The organism is Pseudomonas sp. 2822-15, from assembly GCF_002742515.1.
In the GTDB taxonomy this organism is placed as follows: domain Bacteria; phylum Pseudomonadota; class Gammaproteobacteria; order Pseudomonadales; family Pseudomonadaceae; genus Aquipseudomonas; species Aquipseudomonas salomonii.
In genome coordinates, this window is record NZ_LJRY01000170.1 from 533,398 (window position 1) to 559,155 (window position 25,758).

Annotated in this window: 24 protein-coding genes; 17 read left to right on the forward strand and 7 right to left on the reverse strand. The window is 61.7% G+C overall.

Going from position 1 to position 25,758, the window contains the following annotated elements:
• The first annotated feature begins 17 nt into the window (after window positions 1-17).
• From cobO to AOA59_RS08510, 13 genes are all read left to right on the forward strand, one after another.
• Window positions 18-629 carry a cob(I)yrinic acid a,c-diamide adenosyltransferase gene (gene cobO, locus AOA59_RS08445; RefSeq protein ID WP_010208674.1) on the forward strand — a complete coding sequence of 204 codons (612 nt, stop codon included), beginning with the start codon at window positions 18-20 and terminating at the stop codon, window positions 627-629.
• Window positions 626-2,023 carry a cobyrinate a,c-diamide synthase gene (locus AOA59_RS08450; RefSeq protein ID WP_099486825.1) on the forward strand — a complete coding sequence of 466 codons (1,398 nt, stop codon included), beginning with the start codon at window positions 626-628 and terminating at the stop codon, window positions 2,021-2,023. The genes cobO and AOA59_RS08450 overlap by 4 nt, the downstream gene beginning before the upstream one ends.
• Window positions 2,020-2,670: a 5,6-dimethylbenzimidazole synthase gene (gene bluB, locus AOA59_RS08455; RefSeq protein WP_056861459.1), complete on the forward strand. Its 651-nt coding sequence runs from the start codon at window positions 2,020-2,022 to the stop codon at window positions 2,668-2,670. Before AOA59_RS08450 ends, bluB begins: the two co-directional genes overlap by 4 nt.
• Window positions 2,667-3,575 carry an adenosylcobinamide-phosphate synthase CbiB gene (gene cbiB, locus AOA59_RS08460; RefSeq protein WP_065929781.1) on the forward strand — a complete coding sequence of 303 codons (909 nt, stop codon included), beginning with the start codon at window positions 2,667-2,669 and terminating at the stop codon, window positions 3,573-3,575. Before bluB ends, cbiB begins: the two co-directional genes overlap by 4 nt.
• Complete coding sequence (gene cobD / locus AOA59_RS08465; protein WP_065929780.1) at window positions 3,568-4,557, forward strand: threonine-phosphate decarboxylase CobD; 990 nt, start codon at window positions 3,568-3,570, stop codon at window positions 4,555-4,557. The genes cbiB and cobD overlap by 8 nt, the downstream gene beginning before the upstream one ends.
• Entirely contained in the window at window positions 4,554-6,005 is a 1,452-nt protein-coding gene (locus AOA59_RS08470; protein ID WP_099486826.1) for a cobyric acid synthase, read from the forward strand. The genes cobD and AOA59_RS08470 overlap by 4 nt, the downstream gene beginning before the upstream one ends.
• 490 nt (window positions 6,006-6,495) lie before the next feature.
• Window positions 6,496-7,017: a bifunctional adenosylcobinamide kinase/adenosylcobinamide-phosphate guanylyltransferase gene (gene cobU, locus AOA59_RS08480; protein ID WP_056861454.1), complete on the forward strand. Its 522-nt coding sequence runs from the start codon at window positions 6,496-6,498 to the stop codon at window positions 7,015-7,017.
• Complete coding sequence (gene cobT / locus AOA59_RS08485) at window positions 7,014-8,069, forward strand: nicotinate-nucleotide--dimethylbenzimidazole phosphoribosyltransferase (protein ID WP_099486828.1); 1,056 nt, start codon at window positions 7,014-7,016, stop codon at window positions 8,067-8,069. Before cobU ends, cobT begins: the two co-directional genes overlap by 4 nt.
• On the forward strand, window positions 8,066-8,641 hold the full coding sequence (gene cobC, locus AOA59_RS08490) for an alpha-ribazole phosphatase family protein (protein WP_099486830.1): 576 nt from the start codon (window positions 8,066-8,068) through the stop codon (window positions 8,639-8,641). The genes cobT and cobC overlap by 4 nt, the downstream gene beginning before the upstream one ends.
• Before the next feature lie 2 nt (window positions 8,642-8,643).
• The gene (locus AOA59_RS08495; protein ID WP_099486831.1) at window positions 8,644-9,372 is read left to right on the forward strand and encodes an adenosylcobinamide-GDP ribazoletransferase; all 729 of its coding nucleotides are present in this window, start codon (window positions 8,644-8,646) and stop codon (window positions 9,370-9,372) included.
• Between the two features lie 42 nt (window positions 9,373-9,414).
• Window positions 9,415-9,819 (forward strand): MarR family winged helix-turn-helix transcriptional regulator, encoded by a 405-nt coding sequence (locus tag AOA59_RS08500; protein WP_017134898.1) that lies wholly within the window; start codon window positions 9,415-9,417, stop codon window positions 9,817-9,819.
• A 64-nt stretch (window positions 9,820-9,883) separates the two neighbouring features.
• The gene (locus tag AOA59_RS08505) at window positions 9,884-11,083 is read left to right on the forward strand and encodes an MFS transporter (protein WP_178076253.1); all 1,200 of its coding nucleotides are present in this window, start codon (window positions 9,884-9,886) and stop codon (window positions 11,081-11,083) included.
• Between the two features lie 149 nt (window positions 11,084-11,232).
• Window positions 11,233-11,781, forward strand: coding sequence for a glutathione peroxidase (locus AOA59_RS08510; protein ID WP_099486835.1), 549 nt, complete (start codon window positions 11,233-11,235; stop codon window positions 11,779-11,781).
• Window positions 11,782-11,844: 63 nt separating this feature from the next.
• On the opposite strand, the gene AOA59_RS08515 is transcribed toward AOA59_RS08510, so the two are convergent.
• The 4 genes from AOA59_RS08515 to AOA59_RS08535 form a co-directional block, all read right to left on the reverse strand.
• Entirely contained in the window at window positions 11,845-13,146 is a 1,302-nt protein-coding gene (locus tag AOA59_RS08515) for an OmpP1/FadL family transporter (protein WP_099486837.1), read from the reverse strand.
• A gap of 146 nt (window positions 13,147-13,292) precedes the next feature.
• Window positions 13,293-13,775 carry a hypothetical protein gene (locus tag AOA59_RS08520; RefSeq protein ID WP_056861447.1) on the reverse strand — a complete coding sequence of 161 codons (483 nt, stop codon included), beginning with the start codon at window positions 13,773-13,775 and terminating at the stop codon, window positions 13,293-13,295.
• Between the two features lie 276 nt (window positions 13,776-14,051).
• Window positions 14,052-14,276, reverse strand: a complete 225-nt coding sequence (locus tag AOA59_RS08525; RefSeq protein ID WP_005790139.1) for a hypothetical protein — start codon at window positions 14,274-14,276, stop codon at window positions 14,052-14,054.
• Window positions 14,277-14,717: 441 nt separating this feature from the next.
• Window positions 14,718-15,023, reverse strand: coding sequence for a hypothetical protein (locus AOA59_RS08535; RefSeq protein ID WP_099486839.1), 306 nt, complete (start codon window positions 15,021-15,023; stop codon window positions 14,718-14,720).
• 461 nt (window positions 15,024-15,484) lie between these two features.
• On the opposite strand from AOA59_RS08535, the gene AOA59_RS08540 reads away from it, so the two are divergent.
• Entirely contained in the window at window positions 15,485-15,808 is a 324-nt protein-coding gene (locus AOA59_RS08540) for a hypothetical protein (RefSeq protein ID WP_056861445.1), read from the forward strand.
• A 175-nt stretch (window positions 15,809-15,983) separates the two neighbouring features.
• Window positions 15,984-17,348 carry a DNA recombination protein RmuC gene (gene rmuC / locus AOA59_RS08545; protein WP_163005473.1) on the forward strand — a complete coding sequence of 455 codons (1,365 nt, stop codon included), beginning with the start codon at window positions 15,984-15,986 and terminating at the stop codon, window positions 17,346-17,348.
• A gap of 123 nt (window positions 17,349-17,471) precedes the next feature.
• Here rmuC and AOA59_RS08550 read toward each other — a convergent pair whose 3' ends face one another.
• The 3 genes from AOA59_RS08550 to AOA59_RS08565 form a co-directional block, all read right to left on the reverse strand.
• Complete coding sequence (locus AOA59_RS08550; protein ID WP_099486840.1) at window positions 17,472-20,942, reverse strand: PAS domain-containing hybrid sensor histidine kinase/response regulator; 3,471 nt, start codon at window positions 20,940-20,942, stop codon at window positions 17,472-17,474.
• An 820-nt stretch (window positions 20,943-21,762) separates the two neighbouring features.
• Window positions 21,763-22,155 (reverse strand): YbaN family protein, encoded by a 393-nt coding sequence (locus AOA59_RS08560; RefSeq protein ID WP_099486844.1) that lies wholly within the window; start codon window positions 22,153-22,155, stop codon window positions 21,763-21,765.
• Between the two features lie 11 nt (window positions 22,156-22,166).
• The gene (locus AOA59_RS08565) at window positions 22,167-22,754 is read right to left on the reverse strand and encodes a YecA family protein (protein WP_099486845.1); all 588 of its coding nucleotides are present in this window, start codon (window positions 22,752-22,754) and stop codon (window positions 22,167-22,169) included.
• Window positions 22,755-23,030: 276 nt separating this feature from the next.
• Between AOA59_RS08565 and recQ the strand changes: the two genes are divergently transcribed.
• Both recQ and AOA59_RS08575 read left to right on the forward strand, forming a co-directional pair.
• Entirely contained in the window at window positions 23,031-25,160 is a 2,130-nt protein-coding gene (recQ, locus tag AOA59_RS08570) for a DNA helicase RecQ (protein ID WP_065929768.1), read from the forward strand.
• Window positions 25,161-25,281: 121 nt separating this feature from the next.
• A complete protein-coding gene (locus AOA59_RS08575) occupies window positions 25,282-25,716 on the forward strand; it encodes a MarR family transcriptional regulator (RefSeq protein WP_056861440.1) in 435 nt (144 codons plus the stop codon).
• The last annotated feature ends 42 nt before the right edge of the window (window positions 25,717-25,758 follow it).

Consider the following 25,758-nt stretch of genomic DNA (forward strand, 5'->3'; position numbering starts at 1 on the left):
CCCAACGGAGAGCTGCCATGACTGATTCCCCCGACCGCGACGAACGCCACCTGGCGCGCATGCTGCGCAAAAAAGCCGTGATCGACGAGCGTATCGCCAATTCCCCAAACGAGTGCGGCTTGCTGCTGGTGCTGACCGGTAACGGCAAAGGCAAAAGCAGCTCGGCGTTCGGCATGCTCGCCCGCGCCATGGGCCACGGCATGCAATGCGGCGTGGTGCAGTTCATCAAGGGGCGCAACAGCACCGGCGAGGAACTGTTTTTCCGGCGCTTCCCCGAGCAGGTGCGTTTTCATGTGATGGGTGAAGGCTTCACCTGGGAAACCCAGGACCGTCAGCGCGATATCGCCGCCGCCGAAGCCGCCTGGGCGGTTTCCCGCGAATTGCTGCAAGATCCGTCCATCGGCCTGGTGGTGCTGGACGAGCTGAACATTGCGCTCAAGCACGGCTACCTCGATCTGGACCAGGTACTCAGCGACCTGCAGGCCCGCCCACCCATGCAGCACGTTGTGGTGACGGGCCGTGGCGCCAAGCCCGAGCTGATTGAAATGGGCGACACCGTCACCGAAATGGGCATGCTCAAGCACGCGTTCCAGGCCGGTATCAAGGCACAGAAGGGCGTCGAACTTTGAACCAGCCCCGTCATTGCCCAGCCGTATTGATCGCCGCACCGGCGTCCGGCCAGGGCAAAACCACCGTCACCGCCGCGCTCGCCCGCTTGCACCGCAACCTGGGGCGCAAAGTGCGCGTGTTCAAATGCGGGCCGGACTTTCTCGACCCGATGATCCACGAGCGTGCCAGCGGTGCGCCGGTGTATCAGTTGGACATGTGGATGGTGGGCGAGCAGGAAAGCCGCCGGTTGTTGTGGGAAGCGGCGGGCGAGGCTGACCTGATCCTCATCGAAGGCGTAATGGGGCTGTTTGACGGCACGCCCTCGAGCGCCGACCTGGCGCGGCACTTTGGTGTGCCGGTGCTCGGTGTGATTGACGGCACCGCCATGGCCCAGACCTTCGGTGCCCTGGCGCTGGGCCTGGCGCGTTATCAGCCGGACTTGCCATTCGCCGGTGTGCTGGCCAATCGCGTCGGCACCTTGCGTCATGCGCAACTGCTCGAAGGCAGCCTGACCGAAGGCCTGCGCTGGTATGGCGCGTTGTCCCGTGAAACGGGGATTGAATTACCGAGTCGTCACCTGGGCCTGGTGCAAGCCAGTGAACTCAATGACCTTGATGCCCGCTTGGACGCCGCAGCCCAGGCGCTGGGCAGCAGTTGCGAAGTGGCATTGCCGCCGCCGGTGATGTTCGCCGCGCCGCAACTGATTGAAGCTGAGCCGCTGTTGGCCGGTGTGCGCATTGCCGTGGCCCGTGATGAAGCCTTCGCTTTCACCTACGGCGCCAGCCTGGATCTGTTGCGGGCAATGGGCGCAGAGCTGAGGTTTTTCTCGCCGATCCACGATCGCCAATTGCCCGACGCCGACAGCCTCTACCTGCCCGGTGGCTATCCCGAATTGCATCACCAGGCACTGTCTGAAAACACCCCGATGCTTGCGGCTATCCGCGCCCATCATGCGGTTGGCAAACCGCTGCTGGCTGAATGTGGCGGCATGCTCTACCTGTTGGATTCGCTCACCGACGTGCACGGCACCCGTGCCGAACTGGTCGGCCTGTTGCAAGGCGATGCGGTGATGCAAAAGAAACTCGCGGCCCTGGCCCTGCAAAGTGTCGATTTGCCCGAAGGCGTGCTGCGCGGTCATACCTATCATCATTCCCTGACCAGCACCGAATGGCAGCCGATTGCCCGTGGCCTGAGCCCCAATGGCGGGCGCGGGGCGGAAGCGGTGTATCGGCAGGGGCGGATGACGGCTTCTTATGTGCACTTTTACTTTCCGTCGAATCCGACGGCGGTGGCCGCGCTCTTTGCGCCGAGCATTGAGACCGCTATCGCAGCGATGCGGCCACCCGACAAGCCAGCTCCCACAGGGGAATGCATTGCAAATGTGGGAGCGGGCTTGCCCGCGATAGGGCCATGACCAACAACGCCTATCCCCACGCCGACCGCCAAGCCGTCTACCGCGCCATCGCCGAACGCCGCGACATGCGCCACTTCACCGGCGGCACGGTCGCGCCCGAATTGCTGCACCGCCTGCTCCAGGCCGCACACCAGGCGCCCAGCGTGGGCTTGATGCAACCCTGGCGGTTTATCCGCATCAGCGACCGTCAACTGCGTGGGAACATTCAGCAATTGGTGGAGGAAGAACGCGTGCGCACCGCCGAAGCCTTGGGCGAGCGCTCCGACGAATTCATGAAGCTCAAGGTCGAAGGCATCCACGACTGCGCCGAAGTTTTGGTGGCTGCGTTGATGGACGACCGCGAGCGCCACATCTTTGGCCGGCGCACCTTGCCGGAGATGGACATGGCGTCGTTGTCCTGCGCGATCCAGAATCTCTGGCTGGCCGCCCGTGTCGAGGGCCTTGGCATGGGCTGGGTCTCGCTGTTCGAACCACAGGCGCTGGCCGACCTGCTGGGCCTGCCGCCCGGCGCCAAACCCCTGGCCGTGTTGTGCCTGGGCCCGGTCGCCGAGTTCTACCCGGCACCGATGTTGCAACTCGAAGGCTGGACCGAACCACGGCCGCTGAGTGACATGTTGTATGAGAATGTGTGGGGAGTGAGTCAATGAGTGTGGCCTTGCTGTGTGTCGCTGCAGTGGCGCTGGATGCGCTGCTGGGCGAACCCAGGCGCTGGCATCCGCTGGTGGCGTTCGGCAATTTCGCCGGGCGCATCGAGCAACGTTTCAACACCGGTGGCCGTGGCTGGCGCAGCCACGGCGTGACCGCATGGTTTATCGCCGTGGTGCCGCTGACGCTGCTGGCCACTGCGTTGTCATGGGCGCCCTATATTGGCTGGGTCCTGGAAATCCTGGCGCTGTACCTGGCGCTCGGCATGCGCAGCCTGGGTGAGCATGTGATGCCGGTTGCGCAGGCGTTGCGCAGCGGTGATCTGGATGAAGCGCGCAAACGCGTGAGTTATCTGGTCAGTCGCCAGACCAGCGAGCTGGACAGCACCGAAGTCGCCCGCGCCGCCACCGAGTCAGTGCTGGAGAACGGCAGCGACGCGGTGTTTGCCGCGTTGTTCTGGTTTGTGGTCGCCGGTGTGCCGGGCGTGGTGTTATACCGCCTGAGCAACACCCTCGACGCCATGTGGGGCTATCGCAATGAACGCTTCGAGCGCTTCGGCTGGGCAGCGGCGAAGATCGACGATGTGCTCAACTATATTCCTGCACGGCTGGTGGCGCTGACCTACGCGGTGTTGGGCAAAACTCGCCTGGCGCTCAGATGCTGGCGCACCCAGGGCCCAACCTGGGACAGCCCCAACGCGGGTCCGGTGATGGCGGCCGGGGCGGGCGCCTTGGGCGTGGAACTGGGTGGCGCGGCGATCTATCACGGCGAGCTGCATCAACGCCCGCAATTGGGCGAAGGCCCGGCCGCCGATGCCGACGCCATCGACCGTGGCTGGCAACTGGTGCAGCGTGGCGTTTGGTTATGGCTGTTGATCCTCTGCGCGGGGGCGCAATGGTATGCTTGAGCACGGTGGGCGCCTGCGTAAGGCGGTGATTGAGTACGGGATTGCCGAGGCCGATTGGCTCGACCTGTCCAGCGGCCTCGCGCCCTGGCCCTGGCCGATCCCCGAGATCCCGTTGCGCGCCTGGGCGCGTTTGCCGGAAGCCGATGACGGCCTGGAAAAGGCCGCCTGCGACTATTACGGCGCCGCCCACCTGCTGCCGGTGCCGGGCTCCCAGGCGGCGATCCAGCTGCTGCCGCGGCTGCGCCGCTCCGGCAAGGTTGGCGTGTTGTCGCCCTGTTACGCCGAGCACGCCGAAGCCTGGCGCCGCGCCGGGTATGTGGTGCGCGAAGTGCAGGAGCAGGAAGTCGACTTCTTTCTCGACAGCCTCGACGTGCTGGTGGTGGTCAACCCCAACAACCCCACCGGCCTGAGCCTGAGCCCGCAACGCCTGCTGGACTGGCACGCGCGGCTGGCCCAGCGCGGCGGTTGGCTGGTGGTGGACGAGGCGTTCATGGACGTCACTCCAGAGCTGAGCCTGGCCGGCCATACCCATCATGTCGGCCTGATCGTGTTGCGCTCGTTCGGCAAATTTTTCGGCCTGGCCGGTGTGCGCCTGGGCTTCGTGCTGGCCGAGCGCAGGTTGCTGCGGCTGTTGGCCGAGCAGGTTGGGCCGTGGGCCGTCAGCGGCCCGACCCGTGTGCTCGGCCAAGTGTGCCTGGGTGATACCGCCGGGCAGGTTCGTCAGCGTGAGCGCTGTATCGAAGCGGGCCGGCGCTTGTTTGACCTGCTCGAACGCCACGGCTTTCAACCCCACGGCGGCTGCGCCTTGTTCCAGTGGTTGATCACCCCACACGCCGAACGCATGCATGAATTCATGGCCCAGCGCGGCATTCTGCTGCGCCTGTTTATCCACGACAGCAGCCTGCGCTTTGGCTTGCCCGATACTGAGGCAGATTGGCTGCGACTCGACGAAGCCCTGGCCGTCTACAAGGAAGCCCCATGAGTACGCTGATGGTGCAAGGCACCACCTCCGACGCGGGCAAAAGTACTCTGGTGACCGCGCTGTGCCGCTGGCTGGTGCGCCAGGGCATCGCGGTGGCGCCGTTCAAGCCGCAGAACATGGCGCTCAACAGTGCCGTGACCGCTGAAGGCGGCGAGATCGGTCGCGCCCAGGCGGTGCAAGCCCAGGCCGCCAACCTCGCACCGCACACCGACATGAACCCGGTGCTGCTCAAACCCAACAGTGACACCGGTTCCCAAGTGATCATTCACGGTCGCGCCGTGACCAGCATGAACGCCGTGGCTTATCACGACTATAAAGCCATCGCGATGCAGGCGGTGCTGGCCTCCCACACACGCCTGAGCGCGGCCTACCCGGTGGTGATGGTGGAAGGCGCGGGGTCGCCTGCGGAAATCAATCTGCGTGCCAATGACATTGCCAACATGGGGTTTGCCGAAGCGGTGGACTGCCCGGTGCTGTTGATTGCCGACATCAATCGCGGCGGCGTGTTCGCCCATCTGGTCGGCACCCTGGAATTGCTTGCGCCGACTGAACAGGCGCGGGTCAAGGGCTTTATCATCAACCGGTTTCGCGGCGATATCGCCTTGCTGCAGCCTGGCCTCGACTGGCTGGAAGCGCGCACCGGCAAGCCCGTGGTGGGCGTGCTGCCTTATGTGATGGACCTGCACCTGGAAGCCGAAGATGGCATCGACCAGCGCCAGATCGACAAGGCTGCCCAAGTGCTCAAGGTGGTGGTGCCGGTATTGCCGCGCATCAGCAACCACACCGATTTCGACCCGCTGCGCCTTCACCCGCAGGTGGATTTGCAGTTTGTCGGGCCGGGCCAGCCGATTCCGCCTGCCGACCTGATTATCCTGCCGGGCTCCAAAAGCGTGCGCAGTGACCTGGCCTATCTGCGTGCCAATGGCTGGGAAACTGCCGTGGCTCGGCACTTGCGCTACGGTGGCAAGGTGCTGGGGATTTGCGGCGGTTTGCAGATGCTCGGCGAGCAGCTGCATGACCCGCTCGGGCTGGAAGGGCCGGCCGGCTCCAGTGAAGGCCTGGGGCTGCTGGCGTTCAGTACGACCCTGGCAGCAGAGAAGCAACTGCGTAATGTGCGTGGGCGCTTGTTGCTGGAAGATGCCGAGGTCAGTGGTTATGAGATTCACGCCGGCGTGACGTGCGGTGAAGCGCTGGCGAACGCCGCCGTGCGGCTGGATGACGGCCGCAGTGACGGCGCCCAGAGTGCCGACGGGCAGATTCTCGGCACCTACCTGCACGGCCTGTTCGAAAGCCCCGCCGCGTGCAGCGCCTTGTTGCGCTGGGCTGGGTTACAGGACGTGCAGGCGGTGGATTACCACGCCTTGCGCGAGCGCGATATCGAGCGTTTGGCGGACCTGGTGGAAAACCACCTGGATACCGCGTTGTTGCGCAAGCTATGCGGGCTTTAACCGTGCACACACAATCCAACTGTGGGAGCTGGCTTGCCTGCGATGGCGGTTTGTCGGTGTACCTATCCGTAAGCTGGGTAACGGCCACTTATGGTTCCGCTCTTACAGCGGGTCACTTTTGTAAAGACACAAAAGTAACCAAAAAGTCTTCGCCCCACCACTCGGCACCTCGCCTGGGCTCGGTGTGCCCGAACGCAGGCTTGAATCCGTGGGCCGCCGCGATGGGCCATCCTTGGCCCAGCGCGGCTAACCCGGCGTCCTGCCGGGTTACCCACGGCTTCAAACCTGCGTTCGGCCAGCGTGGTTTAACGGGGCGACTGAGATCAACATCAAAAGCCAGATCAACCGCCAAATCAAAAGCGAATCTGCCCTCCTGTGGGAGCTGGCTTGCCTGCGATGACGGTAGGTCAGCCACTGCATACCTATCTGGCTCACCCCACTCGCCGCTGCATACTCCAACCTCGCCACCCGCCGAACAAGGTGCTACCCCATGCATCAACTAATCCTCGGCGGTGCCCGCTCCGGCAAAAGCCGTCTGGCCGAAAAACTTGCCAGCGACAGCACCTTGCCCGTCATCTACATCGCCACCAGCCAGCCGTTGGATGGCGAGATGAGCGCGCGCGTCGCGCATCACCGTGAGCGTCGTCCGGATCACTGGGGGCTGATTGAAGAGCCCATCGAACTGGCCCGCGTACTGCGCGAAAACGCCGCTGCCGGACGTTGCCTGCTGGTGGATTGCCTGACCCTGTGGCTCACCAATCTGCTGATGCTCGAAGACCCGGCGCGCCTGGCGCTGGAGCGCGATCAATTGCTGCACACACTGGCAGCGCTGCCGGGAGAAATCATTTTTGTCAGCAACGAGACCGGAATGGGTGTCGTGCCGCTGGGCGAATTGACTCGCCGCTATGTGGATGAAGCCGGTTGGCTGCATCAAGCCTTGGCCGAGCGGTGTCAGCGTGTTGTCCTGACGGTTGCCGGCCTGCCCCTGACTTTGAAAGGTACTGCGTTATGACTGACACTTGGTGGCTCAACCCCTGCAAGGCCGTCGACACGGCGGCGCACGAACAAGCACTGTCGCGCCAGCAGCAGCTGACCAAACCGGCCGGTTCGCTCGGTCAATTGGAAGCGGTGGCGGTGCAACTGGCCGGCCTGCAAGGCCAGGTCAAACCATTGGTGGACCAGGTGTGGATCGCCATTTTTGCCGGTGACCATGGCGTGGTCGCCGAGGGCGTGTCGGCGTTTCCCCAGGAAGTGACCGGGCAAATGCTGCACAACTTCGTGACCGGCGGCGCGGCCATCAGTGTGTTGGCACGCCAGCTGGATGCGCAGCTGGAAGTGGTCGACCTCGGCACGGTGACGTCGTCCCTGAACCTGCCCGGTGTGCGTCACCTGAACATTGGTGCGGGCACCGCCAATTTCGTCAACGGTCCGGCCATGACCGAAGCTCAGGGCCGCCTGGCACTGCAAGCCGGTCGTGACAGCGCACGTCGCGCCTTGGAAAGCGGCGCCCAGCTGTTTATCGGCGGCGAAATGGGCATCGGTAATACCACCGCCGCCAGTGCCTTGGCGTGCGCGCTGCTCGATTGCAAGGTCAGCGACCTCACCGGCCCGGGCACCGGCTTGAACGCCCAAGGCGTCAGCCACAAAGTGGCCGTTATCGAGCGCGCACTGGCGCTGCATGCTGGGCAGCGCGATGACGCATTGCATACCTTGTTCAACCTCGGTGGGTTTGAAATCGCCGCCTTGGTCGGTGCTTACCTGGCCTGCGCACAAGCAGGCATCGTCGTGCTGGTGGACGGGTTTATCTGCACCGTCGCCGCACTGGTTGCCACGCGCCTGAATCCGGCGTGTCGCGAATGGCTGGTGTTCGGCCACGGTGGCGCCGAGCCGGGCCATCGTCATGTGCTGCAACACCTTAGCGCCGAACCCTTGCTGCAACTCGGCCTGCGCCTGGGGGAGGGCAGTGGTGCCGCGCTGGCGGTGCCGTTGTTGCGCCTGGCGTGTGCGCTGCACGGGCAAATGGCGACATTCGCCGAAGCGGCCGTGGCAGACCGCCCGGCATGACCTTGCACCTGGACCTGTTGCGCCACGGCGAAACCGAGCTGGGTGGCGGTCTGCGCGGCAGCCTCGACGACGCCCTGACCGACAAGGGGTGGGCACAGATGCGCGCCGCCGTGGCAGAGCAAGGGCCTTGGGACCGCGTGATCAGTTCGCCGTTGCAACGTTGCGCGCTGTTCGCCCAAGAGTTGGGCGCACGCCTCGATGTGCCGGTGAGCCTGGAAAAAGACCTGCAGGAATTGCACTTCGGCACCTGGGAAGGGCACAGCGCAGCGGCGCTGATGCAAACCGACGCCGAAGGGCTGGGCCTGTTCTGGGCCGACCCCTACAGCTTCACACCGCCTGAGGGCGAGCCGGTCAGCGACTTTTCCCATCGCGTGCTCGGCGCCGTCTCACGTTTGCATCAAGCCTATGCCGGTGAGCGTGTGTTGCTGATCAGCCACGGAGGCGTGATGCGTCTACTTTTGGCGCAGGCGCGAGGTTTGCCACGCGAGCAGTTATTGAATGTCGAGGTCGGCCACGGTGGGCTGTTCAGCCTGCAAGTCGCCGCCGATGGCGTGTTGAGGGAAGGAATCTGACGATGCTGCCATTCTGGATCGCCCTGCAATTTCTCAGCAGCCTGCCGATTCGTTTGCCGGGCATGCCGCAGCCTCAGGAATTGGGGCGTTCGCTGCTGTTTTATCCCGTGGTCGGGCTGTTGTTCGGCGTGCTGTTATGGGCGCTGAACAGCGTATTGATGGGCGCGCCGTTGTTGCTGCATGCCGCCTTATTGCTGACGGCGTGGGTGTTGCTGAGCGGTGGCCTGCACCTGGACGGCCTGGCGGACAGCGCCGATGCCTGGCTCGGTGGTTTCGGCGACCGCGAGCGCACCCTGACCATCATGAAAGACCCGCGCAGCGGGCCGATTGCCGTGGTCACCCTGGGTTTGGTGCTGTTGCTCAAGTTCACCGCGCTGGTGGCGCTGATCGAGCAACACAATGGCGCGGCATTGATCCTGGCGCCGTTGATCGGGCGTGCTTCGATGTTGGCGCTGTTCCTGACGACACGCTACGTGCGTGCAGGCGGTTTGGGTCAGGCGCTGTCGGACCATTTACCGCGAGTTGTCGGCCAACAGGTGCTGATCCTCAGTGGCCTGGCCTGCACCCTGATCGGCGGTTTCAGCGGTGGCCTGGCGGTTTTGCTGGCGGCGCTGTGTTTTATCGGCCTGCGCCAACTGATGGTCAACCGGTTGGGCGGCACCACTGGCGACACAGCCGGTGCGTTGCTGGAGCTGCTGGAAGTCGCGGTATTGATCGGTTTGGCCCTGTAACACTTTCTTGCATTTCCTTAATCGCGGGTATATACACGTTCCATGCTTGCCTCCCAATGTTTATGCACCAACCTGCGACGTGCCGCCCGTGGCGTCAGCAGGCATTACGACGGCGCTCTCGACGGCTTCGGGATCAACGTCGCCCAGTATTCTTTGCTGTGCAACTTGCAGCGTCTCGACCAACCGAGCATCTCCAGCCTGGCCGACGCCATGGGCCTGGATCGCAGCACCCTGGGGCGCAACTTGCGCGTGCTGGAAGGCGAAGGCCTGGTGCAGTTGGTCGAGGGTGATGACTTGCGCAACCGCCTGGTGCTGCTGACGCAAGCCGGCGAAGAGCGGCTGGCAGCGGCGTTACCGGCGTGGGAAGCGGCGCAGCAAAAATTGATTGATCAGTTAGGCGCCGAAAAGCGCGAAACCTTGTTGGCCTTGCTGGATGAACTCGCCTGAGCGCGGGTTTGTTCAAATACAAGCGGGTATATACCCGCGAGCGGAGAATAAGAACATGACCTCGATGTGGCGCACCAGTGGTTGGATCCTTGTGGGGAGTGCGCTGATCCTGGCGTTGTCCTTGGGCGTGCGGCATGGTTTTGGGCTGTTCCTGGCGCCGATGAGCAACGAGTTTGGCTGGGGGCGCGAGACGTTTGCCTTCGCCATCGCCTTGCAGAACTTGATCTGGGGCCTGGCGCAGCCGTTTACCGGCGCCCTGGCCGACCGTTTTGGCGCGACCAAAGCGGTGTTTGTCGGCGGCGTGCTGTACGCCGTGGGCCTGGTGCTGATGGGCATGTCCGATTCGGCGTGGTCATTGTCGTTGAGTGCCGGCCTGCTGATTGGTATCGGCCTGTCGGGCACCTCGTTTTCGGTGATTCTCGGCGTGGTCGGCCGCGCCGTACCGCCGGAAAAACGCAGCATGGCCATGGGCATCGCCAGCGCCGCAGGCTCGTTCGGCCAGTTCGCCATGGTGCCCGGCACCTTGGGTTTGATCGGCTGGCTGGGCTGGTCGGCCGCCCTGTTGGCACTGGGCCTGATGGTGGCGCTGATTCTGCCGCTGGTGGCGATGCTCAAAGACAAGCCGCTGCCGGTGGTGACCGGCCAGCAAACCTTGCGCGAAGCCTTGAAGGAAGCCTGTTCCCATTCCGGTTTCTGGCTGCTGGCATTCGGTTTCTTTGTTTGCGGTTTCCAGGTGGTGTTTATCGGTGTGCACCTGCCGGCGTATCTGGTCGACCAGCACTTGCCCGCCACGGTGGGCACCACGGTGCTGGCCTTGATTGGTCTGTTTAATGTGTTCGGCACCTACACTGCCGGTTGGCTGGGCGGGCGCATGTCCAAGCCGCGCTTGCTCACCGGCCTGTACCTGCTGCGTGCGGTGGTCATCGTGTTGTTCCTGTGGGCGCCGGTCACCGAAGTCACGGCCTACCTCTTTGGCATGGCCATGGGCTTTTTGTGGCTGTCCACGGTGCCGCTGACCAACGGCACCGTCGCAACCTTGTTTGGTGTACGAAACCTCTCGATGCTCGGTGGGATCGTGTTCCTGTTCCACCAACTCGGGTCGTTCCTTGGCGGCTGGTTGGGCGGAGTGGTCTATGATCGAACCGGCAACTACGATTTGATCTGGCAGGTGGCGATTCTGCTCAGCCTGCTCGCCGCCGCGCTGAACTGGCCGGTGCGCGAGCGCCCGGTGGCGCGCTTGCAGGCGCAGATGGAGGCGGCATGAGTGTGACGGCACGGTGTTTGACGGTAGCGGCGCTGGTCGTGCTGATGCTGCTGGCCTGGTGGGGCTGGCAGCGTGGTGGGCTGGCGTTGATGCAACTGGGTATGTCGATCTGTTAAGTTCGTGGTCTGGAAATGTTAAGGACTCACGACATGCAGATGCGCTGGCTTGCAGTACCCGTCCTGATGGCCATTGGCAGTGTTGCCATGGCCGCCAATTGCCCGCCGTTGCTTGAGGGCCAATTGCCCAAGCTGCGCGCCAAGGAATCCATCGATCTGTGCCAGCGCTTTGCCGGCAAACCCCTGGTGATCGTCAACACCGCCAGCTTCTGCGGCTTCGCGCCGCAGTTCAAAGGCCTCGAAGCCTTGTACCAGCGCTACAAGGGCCAGGGCCTGGAAGTGATTGGCGTGCCGTCCGATGACTTCAAGCAGGAAGCCAAGACCGGTGAAGAGACCGCCAAAGTCTGTTACGTGAATTACGGCGTGACCTTCACCATGACCGAGCCGCAAAAAGTCAAAGGACCGGGCGCGGTGCACCTGTTCAAGGTCCTGGCACAGCAGACCAGCGCGCCAAAGTGGAATTTCTACAAGTACGTGGTCGATCGCCAGGGCAAGGTGATTGCCAACTTCTCCAGTTTGACCAAGCCGGACAGCCCGGACCTGATCAAGGCAGTGGAAGCAGCATTGGCTTCCAAACCCTGATCGTCGGCCATTAAAAAGCCCCGCCTCCTGTGCAGGAGGGCGGGGCTTTTTATACAGCGTGAATCAGAACTTGTACGTCATGCCCAGGCCGAAACCGTTGGCGCTGTTTTCGTACTTGGACGCGTAGGTCTGGCCCAGCGCGTTCTGCTTGTTGACCTTGACCGGCTCTTCCTTGAGGTAGGAGTACGCCAGGTCGATGGTCATATTGTCCATCACAGCGTAGCCAAGGCCGACGCTGAAGATGGTCCGGTCACCGGTCGGAATACGCGGCGAACGGTCGGTGTTGTTGGTGGGCGACTGGTCAAAGGTCAGACCTGTGCGCAGTACCACTTGTTTGGTGACCTGGTACGAAGTACCGATAGCATAGGCCCAGGTGTCGTGCCAGTTTTGCGGCTCTTTGATCTGGCCGACGATCTGAGGTGCGAGCGCACCGCCTGCACGGGTCACGCCTTCGTTGTTGACGGTAATGTCTTTCAGGCGGCTCCAACGTGTCCAGGTTGCACCGCCGTATACTTTCCAGTCGCTGCTCAGGTCTTGAGTGACCGAGGCGTCCCAGGATTCAGGGGTGTCAACTTTCAGCGACGCGTCGTAACGACCGGCACCCAGGTAGGCAGCTGGAACGCCGGTGCCTGGAGTGACCTCTGTATGGCCCTCAAGCTTGTACTTCACTTTCGAGTGATAGGTCAGGCCCACGCGGGTGGTGTCGGTGGCTTGCACCAGGATACCGGCGTTGAAGCCCAGGGCGGTGTCGTCGCCTTTGACTTTGACTTTGCTGTCACCCGTGCCAGCGAGGCCAGGCAATGGCAGCAAACCAAGGTTTGGCTGCGACTCAAGCGTGCCGGAGATGCGGTTGATGGTCGGACCAAAACCGATCGACACTTTGTCGTTGAAGGCGTAGCTCACAGTCGGCTGGAAGGTGATGACCGCCACTTCACTTTTGTTGCCGAATGCTCGGCCCTGGAAGCCGCGTTCATAGTCAGTCTTCAAGCCGAACGGCGCATAAACGCCAAAGCCGATTGCCCACTGGTCGTTAAGTTTGTTGGTGTAGAAACCAAAAGGGACGGCGGTGAACGGCACCATGTCGCCTTTGTTGCTGCCGCGTGAGCGACCGCTGGCGTCCTTGATGTCGGTAGAAGCGTCAATGGCTGCGACACCACCGGTGATTTGCTGGCCTTCAAGGCGAGCCATACCGGCAGGGTTACCATAGACAGTGCTGGCGTTATCGGCAGAAGAAGAACGGCCTGCGAAACCTGTGCCCATACCCGCGACGTCTTGCTCGTTGAGGGCAAAGCCGCTCGCGAACAGTTGGGTGGAGGCCATTGCAACGGCGAGGCTAAGTGTGGTCTTGAGCATTACTTTTTTCATTATTAGAACTCCGTGGTGATCACCGCTGCGGAAAGTAACAATAAATTTAGGTTAGCGCTATAGGCTGTAATGCAGGAGATAGAGCGGTTTTGTAGGACAATCCGACCAAAATCAACGTTTTTAGCCGAACCTTGCGAAACGCCTGATCAACAAGTGACCTGATTCATGGGTGAAACACAGGTTTGCCAGGCTTGGGTGAAATCCCGCAGCCGCCCTTGAGGGTGAAATATTTCTTTCCAGATACGCGCCATGGCCAGTACATCGCCCGGCGCCGGCAGGGCAGGGCTGTGTTGCTCCACCAGCAGCCAGGCAATCGCAGTGGCGTAACGCAGGTTGACGGTCAGCTCAAGCTGGGGCGCACTGAGGAACGCATGCTGGCTGGCCAGGCCGCGTACCAGGCTGGCGCGCTCGGGGTCGCGCGCCAGGTAGTGGTCCCAAAGTGCGCGGTGGCGCGGTTCGGTGATGCTGTACAGGCCGTGGCCACGGCGGTCGTGCAGGGCGGAGCCGAGTTCCGACTGGCTGGCGGCAATGCCCAGCAGCAGGGCTTCGGCGGTCGCGTCATGGCGGCCAAGGTAAATCAACGTCGGCCGGATCACATAACGACACAATTCGCTGGCGGCGATACCCATACAAGCCTCGGTCCATGAAAGTGGTCGACGGTGCCTGAGAGGGGGCTTGGCAGCTGTGGATCGGATCTCAGGCCCGTCGCAAGCGGATCATGCCGCTTGAGTTGAAGTGTAGTGTCATATTCACGATGTAAAGGACTGTTTTTAAAACATCTTCTTCATTTAGTTATAACGTTTATATCTATTTGAACTTAGGCAAAATGTTTCGATGGCAAATTTCAGGCAATAAAAAACCCTGCTTTTTAAACAGGGTTTTTGTGTTTCAGCGACTCGGGTCGATCAGGCAGTCAGTGCCTGACGGGTACGTTCGATCACGGCCTGCAGCGGCTCTGCGCTGGAGTATTGATCGGGGTACAGGCGTTCGCTGTGACGAGCGATACCGTGTTCGTTGACCAGGGTGAAGCTGAAGCAGCCTTTGCGAGCGGCCATGATCAGGCAGTTCATTGGTGCAAAAGCGTTGGTGAGGGTGCGAATGGCATCCTGAGTATGGATTTGAGCGTTCATATTATTGGTGTTCCTACAAATGACACGGATAAGAACCGTGCAGCGTTAAAACGTTCCAGTAACGTTGATCACCATTGATCAAACGAAGAACCCGACTGGAACAAAGCAGCCAGTTTGAAGCGCTATTAAGTTGGCGCGCTTGGGCTGGCAGGTAGGTACTTAGGAGGGCAGGCAACACAACAGGGGCAAAGGTTCTGGGCCCAGGGTGAAGATCCTGATCAATTTGCAGGTTGGTTCGGTCAGAGTATTGAGACTTCGCGACACCCTTTGCATGTTCAAAGGCAGTGTCGTCGCAAGTGATACCTGGAAACCATCGAGGTGGTCGATCCCGTGTTGTTCAGGGGAGTTGTTCGACCAGAATTGACTTTCAGCTTGGTACTAACGCCGCGGATAGTAACGGATCGAAACCGGGAAGGGAAGCGGCTGAGCAAAAAACTTTTATCAGCCGCCGAGCAAGCCACGATAGACCAGCACCGTCACGGCGGCGGCCAACGAGCAACCCAGGCCGTAGGCCGCGAGGGTCAGGCGCCAGGAGCGGCCGGCCTCGATCACCTTCATCACGTCGCGCATGTCATTGACCCGTCCGTCACCCAGCTCAATGCACAGGCTGACGGCAGTAAAGGCCGCCGATAACAGGATGGCGATGGCGAACAACGCGCCGTCAGGCGAGGGCAGCGCTGCATTGATGCCCAGTGAGGTCGCGCAGATGGCGAGGGGCAACACGGCAAACAACAGGATTCCTTTCATCAGCGCCTGCAGGAGAGTTACGTCGATGGGGGCATGAGTGTGGCGAGCCGAGGTGGATTTGAAAAGTCCTCTGTTCCTGCAGGCCGGTAACATTCCCGAGCGGGTTGAAGCAAAAAACGTCAGTGATATAACCAGTGGATGGGTACTTGTGCACATTAGTTGCGCGGTGTGTAACCACTCTGTCAACTGCCCGAAAGCGCCCTTGTTTGCCTGCAACGAAAATTTAAGTCAATGAAAAACATCACTTTTTTTTATTGGTGAAAAAATCGTCAGTTTGACTGCGGCCCCCGTTTCATGGGGCTTTGCGCGGGTTCAAGGTGGGTTGTCCACTGAGTTATCCACAGCTTCTGTGGATTGTCCCGAGCGCTTGCTCTAGAACGGGCGTGTAGGATTTTTCCAGCTTTACCTGCGCGAAAAAAAGAGTAGAGTGGCGCGCCTTCCAATCTGTCCCACAGTGCTTTATGAAGTTTCGCTCAGTATCACCTTCTGTTACCGACACCCCTCAAACTGTTACCGCACCCAAGCGCTTTTCGCTGAAGGTTGCCTTGTGGCTGCTCGACAGCCCGCGGTTGGGGCACAACGCCAACATCAAGCACTTCGCCGGGCGCCTGCTCAAGCAGCCTGCCCGCGATGGCGTCGTCGCCGCCCAAAGCCGCCTGGGCCAGTTGATGTGCCGCGAGTGCGGCAACGCCCGTGACCGCCGCATTGGCCACGACCTGCTGCGCCTGGCCGCCCGTGCCGGTGACCGCCGCGCCCTGCGCGAGCTGGGGCAGGTCGAAGACTGAGCTGTCCTCAAGCCACGCGCTTGGTTAACCTTGCTCCTTTTCGGTGATGGCAGAAATGGCTATGGTTTTTGACTGGACCAGTATTGCCTTGGGTCTGGCGGGTGCAGCAGTGCCTTTGTTGGCCCTGTGCTGGCAGATTCAACGACGACTGACCGCGCGCATGACCGGCTGGGAGCTGCTCGAAGAACGCCTGGCGACCGCGCAACTGGCCCAGGAAGGGCTGGCGGCGCAACTGGATGCCAGCCGCGATGAAATCAGCGACCTCAGCCAGGCCAATGCCGCGAAACAGGCCGACCTGGCCGCCATGCGCCGCGAAGTCGAACTGCTGCAAATCGACCGCGATAACGCCCGCGACGCCGCTCACGCCTGGAACCTCGACCGCAGCGCCAAGGAAACCGAGCTGCGCCGCCTTGATGCGCTGTCAGCCGCCTTGCGCGCCGAATTGCGTGAACAACAGGACAGCCATCAACAACGCCTCGCCGACCTGCAAGGTTCGCGCGATGAGCTGCGCGCGCAGTTTGCCGAGCTGGCCGGGAAGATCTTTGATGAGCGCGAGCAGCGTTTCGCCGAAACCAGCCAGGAACGCCTGGGCCAATTGCTTGACCCATTGAAGGAACGCATCCAGTCCTTCGAAAAGCGGGTGGAAGAAAGCTATCAGAACGAAGCCCGCGAGCGTTTTTCCCTGGCCAAAGAGCTTGAGCGTCTGCAGCAATTGAACCTGCGCCTGTCGGACGAAGCCACCAACCTGACCCGCGCCCTCAAGGGCCAGAAAACCCAGGGTAACTGGGGCGAACTGATTCTTGAGCGGGTGCTGGAGCATGCGGGGCTGGAGAAAGGCCGCGAGTACCAGACCCAGGTGAGCCTCAAAGGGCCGGACGGCGAGCGCTTCCAGCCGGACGTGCTGATCATGCTGCCGGGCGACAAGCAGGTGGTGGTCGACTCCAAGGTCAGCCTCACGGCGTATCAGCAATACGTCGCGGCGGATGATGAGGTGATTGGCCAGGCGGCCCTTAAGCAGCATGTTTTGTCCCTGCGTAACCACGTCAAAGGCTTGGCCGGCAAGGATTACAAGCGCCTGGAAGGGCTGCACAGCCTGGATTTCGTGTTGCTGTTTGTGCCCATCGAGGCCGCATTTTCCGCTGCCCTGCAGGCCGAGCCGAACCTGTTCCAGGAAGCGTTCGACCGCCATATCGTGATTGTCAGCCCCACTACCTTGCTCGCCACCCTGCGGGTGATCGACAGCCTGTGGAAGCAGGAGCGCCAGAGCCAGAATGCGCGGGAAATCGCCGAACGGGCCGGCTGGCTGTACGACAAGTTCGTGCTGTTTATCCAGGACCTGGACGAAGTGGGCAACCGTCTGCAACAGTTGGATAAGGCTTACAGCGCAGCGCGTAACAAGCTGACAGATGGGCGGGGGAATCTGGTCAGCCGTACCGAGCAATTGCGGTTGCTGGGCGCGCGTGCGAGCAAAAGCCTGCCGGCGGATTTGCTTGAACGCGCAATGACCGATTCAGACGGCGTGGCGCATCTGCCTGAGTAAATGCAATCCGAAATGTGGGAGCGGGCTTGCTCGCGAATGCGGTGTGTCAGCCAGCACATTCGGTGACTGACGCTGCGCATTCGCGGGCAAGCCCGCTCCCACATTTTTGACCGAGTACACTGTTTAAAGCGGCAAATGCCGACTCAACAACGCCCGCAACGCCGCCGGTTTCACCGGCTTGGCCAGGTAATCCAACCCCGCCGCGTGCACCTCGGCGACCATCTCCGGTCGCCCATCGGCACTGATCACCACCCCGGGAATCGGCTCCGCCAACTGCGCCCGTAGCCAGCCCATCAGCTCCGTGCCCGTCTCGCCGTGGTCCAGGTGGTAATCCACCAATGCCAGTTGCGGGCGCACTCCCTCGGCCAGCAGCGCCGCGCATTGCGCCTGGTCGGTGGCGGTCCACACTTCGCAGCCCCAGCGCGTCAGCAGGCTGCGCATGCCGATCAGGATGCTTTCCTCGTTATCCACGCACAGCACCTGCGCGCCGCTTAATGGCTGCCCATTGTCTGGCGCGATCTTGACCTGCGGGCTGGCCTGGTTGCGGGCCAGCGGCACGCGCACGCTGAACACGCTGCCTTGGCCCGGCCACGAGCGCACGCTCAACGTATGCCCGAGCACGCGGCACAGGCCGTCAGCGATGGCCAGGCCCAGGCCCAGGCCTTTCTCGGCACGAGTCTGGTGGCTGTCCAGGCGCTTGAACTCTTCGAAGATGACCTTCTGTTTATCCGGCGGAATGCCGGGGCCACGGTCCCACACTTCCAGGCACAGTTCGCCCTTGCGCCTGCGTACGCCCAGCAACACGGGGCCGTCGGCATAGCGGAACGCATTGGTGAGAAAGTTCTGCAGAATCCGCCTGAGCAGCTTGATGTCGCTGTCCACCCGCAACCGGCTGCCGCGCAAACGAAAACGTAGGCCCTGCTCCTGAGCCAGCGCCTTGAATTCGGCGCCGAGGGTGTCGAACAGCTCGTTGAGCACAAAGGGCTGGCGCTGCGGGTTAATCTTGCCGTTTTCCAGGCGGGAGATATCCAGCAAATCACTGATCAAGTCTTCGGCCGAACGCAGCGAGCTGTCCAAGTGCTGCACCAATTGCCGGGCCTCGGCAGACAAACCGTCGTGCTGGTGGGAGAGGGCGGCGGAGAACAGGCGTGCGGCGTTCAAGGGTTGCATCAGGTCGTGGCTGACAGCCGCAAGGAAGCGGGTCTTCGACTGGCTGGCGGATTCGGCCACGCCCTTGGCATCGGTCAGTGCAACATTGAGCTGAGACAGTTCATGGGTGCGCTCGGTTACCCGTTGCTCAAGGCCTTCGTTGGCTTCGGTCAGCGCCTGCTCGGCTTCACGGAACGCTGTGATGTCGGTAAAGCTCATGACAAACCCACCGCCAGGCATCGGGTTGCCGATCAGTTCGATCACGCGGCCATTCGGGAATAAACGCTCGGAAGTGTGCGCGCGGCCCTGGCGCATCCAGTGCAGGCGGCGTGCTACATGCACCTGGGCTTCACCCGGCCCGCACAGGCCGCGCTCGGCGTTGTAGCGAATGATGTCGGCAATCGGCCGACCCACGCTGATCAGGCCTTCAGGGTAGTTGAACAGCTCAAGATAGCGGCGGTTCCAGGCCACCAGCTTGAGGGACTGGTCGACCACACTGATGCCCTGGGTGATGTTTTCGATCGCGCCTTGCAGCAACGCGCGGTTGAACTGCAACACCTCGGAGGCTTCGTCGGCGATGCGTACTACGTCCTCCAGCTGCATTTCCCGACCTTCAATCGCGGCTTTTACCACGGCGCGTGTCGAAGAGGCGCCGAGCACACCGGCCAGCAAGCGTTCGGTGTGGGCGATCCAGTCATTGTCGGCATTCTGGTTCGGGTTGAAGCCTTTGCCTTGGCGATAGGCGAAACGGATAAAGCTCTGCTGGGCGCGTTCCTCGCCGACAAAACGTGCGGCGAGGCTGAGCAGGTCGCTGATCTGCACCGACAGCATCGAGCGCGCATTGGCGCGCTGGCTGATTTCCTGGCCGATAAAGCGCCCGGCCTGCCAATGCTCGGACACCCGTGTGCGCGACAGCATCGACACCCACACAAACAGCGTGAAGTTGCCCGCCAGGGAAAACACAGTGCCCAGAGTCAGCGAGGTGACGGTGAAACCAAAGGGGTGCGAATGCATCCACGTCAGGCCGGGGAAAAGGCTCAACGACCAGCCCAGGCTTTTCGCCGTCACCGGTAGGACCAAGGTGTAGAACCACAGGAAAGTGCCCGCCGCCAAACCGGCAAACACGCCGCGTCGGTTGGCCTGCTTCCAATACAATGCGCCGAGCATCGCGGGCGCCAGTTGGGTAACGGCGGCGAACGCGATCTGGCCGATGGTTGCCAGGCTCGCGCTGGAGCCGAGCAGGCGGTAACTCACATAGGCGAGCAACAGGATGATCACAATGCTGACCCGGCGCACCGACAGCATCCAGTGGCGGAATACTTCGAACGGCCGCTCGGCGCTGGAGCGGCGCAGCAGCCACGGCAGCAACATGTCGTTGGAGACCATGGTCGACAAGGCAATGCTCGCCACAATCACCATGCCGGTTGCCGCCGAAGCACCGCCGATAAACGCCAGCACGGCAAGGGCCGGGTGCGCTTCGGCCATGGGCAGGCTGATCACGTAGGAGTCCGGCAATACCGAGGCGGGCAAAAGCATTTTGCCGCCGAGGGCGATAGGGATGACGAACAACGCGGCGAGGATCAGGTAGGCCGGGAACACCCATTTGGCCAGGCGCAAATCCTGCGGGTCGATGTTCTCTACCACCGTAACGTGAAACTGTCGGGGCAGGCAGATGATGGCCATCATCGCTACGCCGGTCTGCACCACCATCGACGGCCAGTTGATGGTTTCTGTCCAGTATTCTTCAAGGCGCGGGGCGAGCATGGCCTGGCTGAACAGATCGCCAAAACCGTCGTACAGGCGGAAGGTCACGAATGCGCCGACCGCCAGAAAGGCGAACAGCTTGACCAGGGATTCAAACGCAATCGCCAGCACCATGCCACGGTGGTGTTCGGTGGCATCCAGGTTACGGGTACCGAACACAATGGTGAACAGCGCCAATACCAGCGACACGATCAATGCGGTGTCCTGGGCGCGGGTGCCGGTGGTGTCGGGGCCGGAGCCGATCAACAGGTTCACGCCCAGCACGATGCCTTTGAGTTGCAGGGCGATATAGGGCAGCACGCCGACCAGGCAGATCAGTGCCACCACCACGGCCAATGATTGGGATTTGCCGTAGCGTGCGGCGATAAAGTCGGCAATGGAGGTGATGTTTTCCTGCTTGCTGATCAGGATCATCTTCTGCAGCACCCAGGGTGCCAGCACCAGCAGCAGCACAGGTCCCAGGTAGATCGGTAAAAACGCCCACAGCTGCTCGGCGGCCTGGCCTACAGCGCCGAAGAAGGTCCAGCTGGTGCAGTAAACGGCCAGCGACAGGCTGTATACCCAGGCACGCATTCGCGGCGGCAACGGCGCGTGGCGGCGATCGCCGTAAAAGGCGATGGCGAACATAATGGCCATATAGGTCAGGGCAACGGCGGCGATCAGCCCGCTGGACAGCGTCATGGTAACTCCGAGCATAAGAACACCCGGGCATTCCGAGCCCGGTGGGACAGTCTCGCATGATGCCGGGGGTTAGTCAGTGTCGACCAAGGTCGTGTGAGGGGGCGAGGTTGGGGTGGGGTGTACATATCCGTTGCTGCGGTAACGGCCACTTAGGGTTCCGCCCTTACGGCGGGTCACTTTTGTAAAGACCGGAATGCCGGCCCAGACAAAAGTAACCAAAAAGTCTTCGCCCCAACACTCGGGGCCTCGCTATAGCTCGGCATGCCCGTAATCCACCAGTGATTTGGGGGGGCGATTTCAGATCAAGATCACGATCAAAAGCGCAGATCAAAAGACCGCTGACTTCGTCATCGAAAAGGATGTAAGAGCCGGAGCAACAGCAACAGCAGAGTCATACTCGGTCAACTGTGGGAGCTGGCTTGCCTGCGATGGCATCAACTCTGTGTACCTGACACACCGAGGTGTCTGCATCGCAGGCAAGCCAGCTCCCACAGAAAAGCAGCTCTTCAGTGTATGCAAATCTGCAGCCGACCTCATATTCAAATTTGCATGCGGTCAACTGTGGGAGCGGGCTTGCTCGCGAATGCGGTGTATCAGTGACAGATGAATTGACTGACCCACCGCATTCGCGAGCAAGCCCGCTCCCACATTTAGACCGCGTTGCATCAGGTAAATAGGCTTTTGCCTTGCACTTTGGACTTTTGGCTGGGCCGGCATTCCGGGCGTTTGCCAAAAGTGACCCGCTGTAAAAGCGGAACCGTAGGCCGCCGTTACCGCGGCAATGGATATACACGCCACCCGCCACCACGAAAAAACACGCTCACCGCCGCGGCAAGGTTTTCTGGCGCAAGATGTAGACGGTTACCAACACCGCGCTGGTCAGCATAAACCCACGTGCCCAAGGCAGTGGCACCAGGTAGCAGGAAAACCCAATGCTCAGCCACATCAACCCGATGGCATACACCTTGCCCTTGAGCGGAATACCCTTGCCGTCCAGATAGTCTTTGATCCACGGGCCCAGGCGCGGATGTTCCACCAGCCATTGGTAGAAACGCGGGGAGCTTCGAGCGAAGCAGGCGGCGGCGAGCAGCAGGAAGGGGGTGGTCGGCAATACCGGCAGGAAGATACCGATCACGCCGAGCGCTACGCTCAGCCAGCCGATGGCCAGCAGCACGTAGCGCAGGAGCAGTGAGCGCTTGCCCATGGGCGTCATGGGCAAACGACTCAGTGGTGACGTGGCTTGAGGATCGCCGGTTTTTCGTCAGGCGCGTTGCACAGCAGGTACAAGGCGGTGAGGGCTTCCGGGATCTGTAGGATCATGTCGTCCATCAGGTTGGCATCGGCGGCGATGTCGGAGAATTCCGGCTGGTCGTCGAACAGGCCCGAACCGACCATGATCGGCAGCAGCATTTCGCTGACTTCTTCCTCGGCAGTTTCGAACCAGGCGGCTTCGCGCAGGAACACGCCTTCCATGAAGCCGATGCACCAGCCGCGCAGGTCGGAGTCATCCGGCTCTTCGCCCAGGTCCAGTTCGCATGGCAGCTCGAATTCCTCATCGGAAGCCAGCTGGCGACCAATGTGGGCCTTGAGGGCCAGCAGGGTCGATTCGATTTCTTCGCGTTGGGCGGCGTCGGCGTAGTGCGGTTCTTCGGCGAACAGCGCGTCGATCCATTCACGGTCGGGCACGACGTCGGCGCAGATCGACAGGGCGGTCAGGTAGCCGTGAGCGGCCACGTAGTCCAGCGCCTCGTCATGCAGCTCATCGGCGTCGAGGAAGGCTTGCAGGCGGGTTAGTTGCTCAGCGAAGGACATTGAAGGGCTACCTTGGGAATAAACGATGCGCAATTCTAGGCTTTCTTGAGCCTCCCGGCCAGCTGCAAGGCATATTTGCCGGGTTCTGGAGCGGGATGACTATTCATCAGTGACGCCCTTTGCCGGGTAACGCTCGGGTATACTGCCGCGTTTTGTGATGCCCCTGCAGGCCAAACGCCAATCCGCGAAAACTTCGCTTACGGATTATTTCCCGTGATGCGGTGTTTTTTCGGCCAGCCTGTACAGAGGGATTTCGGCACCATTTTGGAGTTTTACATGCTCGAGCAGGCTCAACGCGTCCTCAAGGACATCTTCGGCTACGACAGTTTTCGTGGCCGCCAGGGTGCGATCATTGAGCGCGTGGCCAGTGGTGGTGATGCCCTGGTCCTGATGCCTACCGGAGGCGGCAAGTCGCTGTGCTTTCAGGTCCCGGCGTTGTTGCGCAATGGCTTGGCCGTGGTGGTGTCGCCGCTGATCGCGTTGATGGACGATCAGGTCGCCACCCTGGAAGAACTTGGTGTCGCCGCCGCTTCCTTGAACTCCACCTTGAGTGCCGAGCAGCAGCGCGAGCTGGCTGCGCGCATCAAGCGCGGTGAAGTGAAAATGCTCTACCTGGCGCCTGAGCGGTTGGTGCAGCCGCGCATGCTGGCCTTCCTGCAAAGCCTGGAAATTGCGCTGTTCGCCATCGACGAAGCCCACTGCGTGTCGCAATGGGGCCACGATTTCCGCCGCGAATACCTGCAACTGGGCCAACTGGCGGAACTGTTCCCCGACGTGCCGCGCATCGCCCTGACCGCCACCGCCGACAAGCGCACCCGCGAAGAAATCGTTGAGCGCCTGCACCTGCAAAACGCCGAACGCTTCCTGTCGAGCTTCGACCGGCCGAATATTTTTTACCGCATCGTGCCCAAAGAACAGCCGCGCAAACAGTTGCTGGCGTTCCTGTCCGAGCGGCGCAGCGACGCAGGCATCGTGTATTGCCTGTCGCGCAAGAAGGTCGATGAAGTGGCTGCGTTTCTCTGTGAGCAAGGCTACCCGGCGCTGCCGTATCACGCGGGCCTGCCCAATGACACGCGCTCTGCCCACCAGAAGCGCTTCCTCAACGAGGAAGGCCTGATCATGGTGGCGACCATCGCGTTCGGCATGGGCATCGATAAATCCAACGTGCGCTTTGTTGCGCATATGGACCTGCCAAAATCCCTTGAGGCCTACTACCAGGAAACCGGTCGCGCCGGCCGTGATGGCCTGCCGGCGGATGCCTGGATGGTCTACGGCCTGCAAGATGTGGTGATGCTCAAGCAGATGCTGCAGAACTCCGAAGGCGACGAGCGGCACAAGCGCCTGGAACAACACAAGCTCGATGCCATGCTTTCGCTGTGCGAGGAGACGCGCTGCCGCCGTCAGACGCTGCTGGCGTATTTCGACGAGGACATGCCCGAGCCATGCGGGCACTGCGATAACTGCACCGATGGCGTACAGACCTGGGATGCGACCGAGCCGGCGCGCCAGGCGTTGTCGACCATCTACCGTACCGGCCAGCGCTACGGCGTGGGGCACCTGGTGGACGTATTGCTGGGCAAGGACAACGAGAAAGTGCGCAGCTTCGGCCACGAAAAACTCTCGGTGTACGGCGTCGGCAAGGCGCGCGCCGAAGGCGAATGGCGTTCGTTGTTCCGGCAGATGGTCGCGCGCAACCTGGTGGACATCGACATCGAGGGTTACGGCGGCCTGCGCCTGAACGACAGTTGCCGGCCCTTGCTCAAGGGCGAGGTGAGCCTGGAGCTGCGCCGCGACCTTAAGCCGCAGACCACCGCCAAAAGCAGCAGCACAAGCCCGGCCAGCCAATTGGTGCGTGGCGAAGAACGCGAGCAGTGGGAAGCCTTGCGCACCCTGCGGCGCAAACTGGCGCAGGAACACAGCGTGCCGCCCTACGTCATCTTTCCCGACTCCACGTTGCTGGAGATGTTGCGCGAGCAACCGACCAGCATGGCCGAGATGGCCAAGGTCAGCGGCGTGGGTGCGCGCAAGCTGGAACGCTACGGCCAGGCTTTCCTCGAAGTGCTCGGCGGCCAGGCCGAGGCGCCCAAGGAAGTCGCCGACATCCGCCATGAGCTGATCAGCCTGGCACGTGCCGGCATGACCCCGATCCAGATCGCCGGCCAGTTGCAATGCTCGGAAAAAAACGTCTACACCTTGCTGGCTGAATCCATCGGCAAGCAGCAGTTGTCGTTGGAGCAGGCGCTTGATTTACCGGAAGATCTGCTCGGTGAGATCCAGGATGCCTTCCTCGACGGAGAAGGCGAATTGCCACCGGTTACGGAGATCGCGCCGCTGTTTACCGGGCGTGTGCCTGAAGGTGTTTTGTATTGCGTACGTGCCGCTTTGCAGTCTGAATTCGAAATTTAGTGTGCCAATTACGACAATGTAACGAATCAGTCCATAGCGCCACTTGCCTCCTGGCATGGCTCATGCTTAGCTGACTAATAATTAGCCACATTTTATTTTCAGTCTAAACCATGAGTTTTTTATGCCGTTAACCGAACAACACCGCTTTGGCATGCAGTTGGCGCAAATGTCCCGAGGCTGGCGCGCCGAACTGGACCGCCGTTTGGCGGGGCTGGGTTTGTCCCAGGCGCGTTGGCTGGTGCTGTTGCATCTGGCCCGTTTTGTCGATGCACCCACCCAGCGTGAACTGGCGCAAAGCGTCGGCGTAGAAGGTCCGACCCTGGCACGCCTGCTCGACAGCCTGGAAGGCCAGGGCCTGGTGCAGCGCCAGGCGGTGCTGGAGGATCGTCGCGCCAAGCGCATCCTGCTGTGCGACACCGCCCGCCCGTTGATCGACCAGATCGAAACCATCGCCACGGCCTTGCGCCATGAGCTGTTTGTGGGCGTGGATGAAGACGATTTGCGTGTGTGCATGCGCGTGCATGGGCACATTCTGGCGAACCTGGAAAAGTCCTGAGGTGTGGCGAGGGAGCTTGCTCCCTCGCCACAGTAAGCCTGG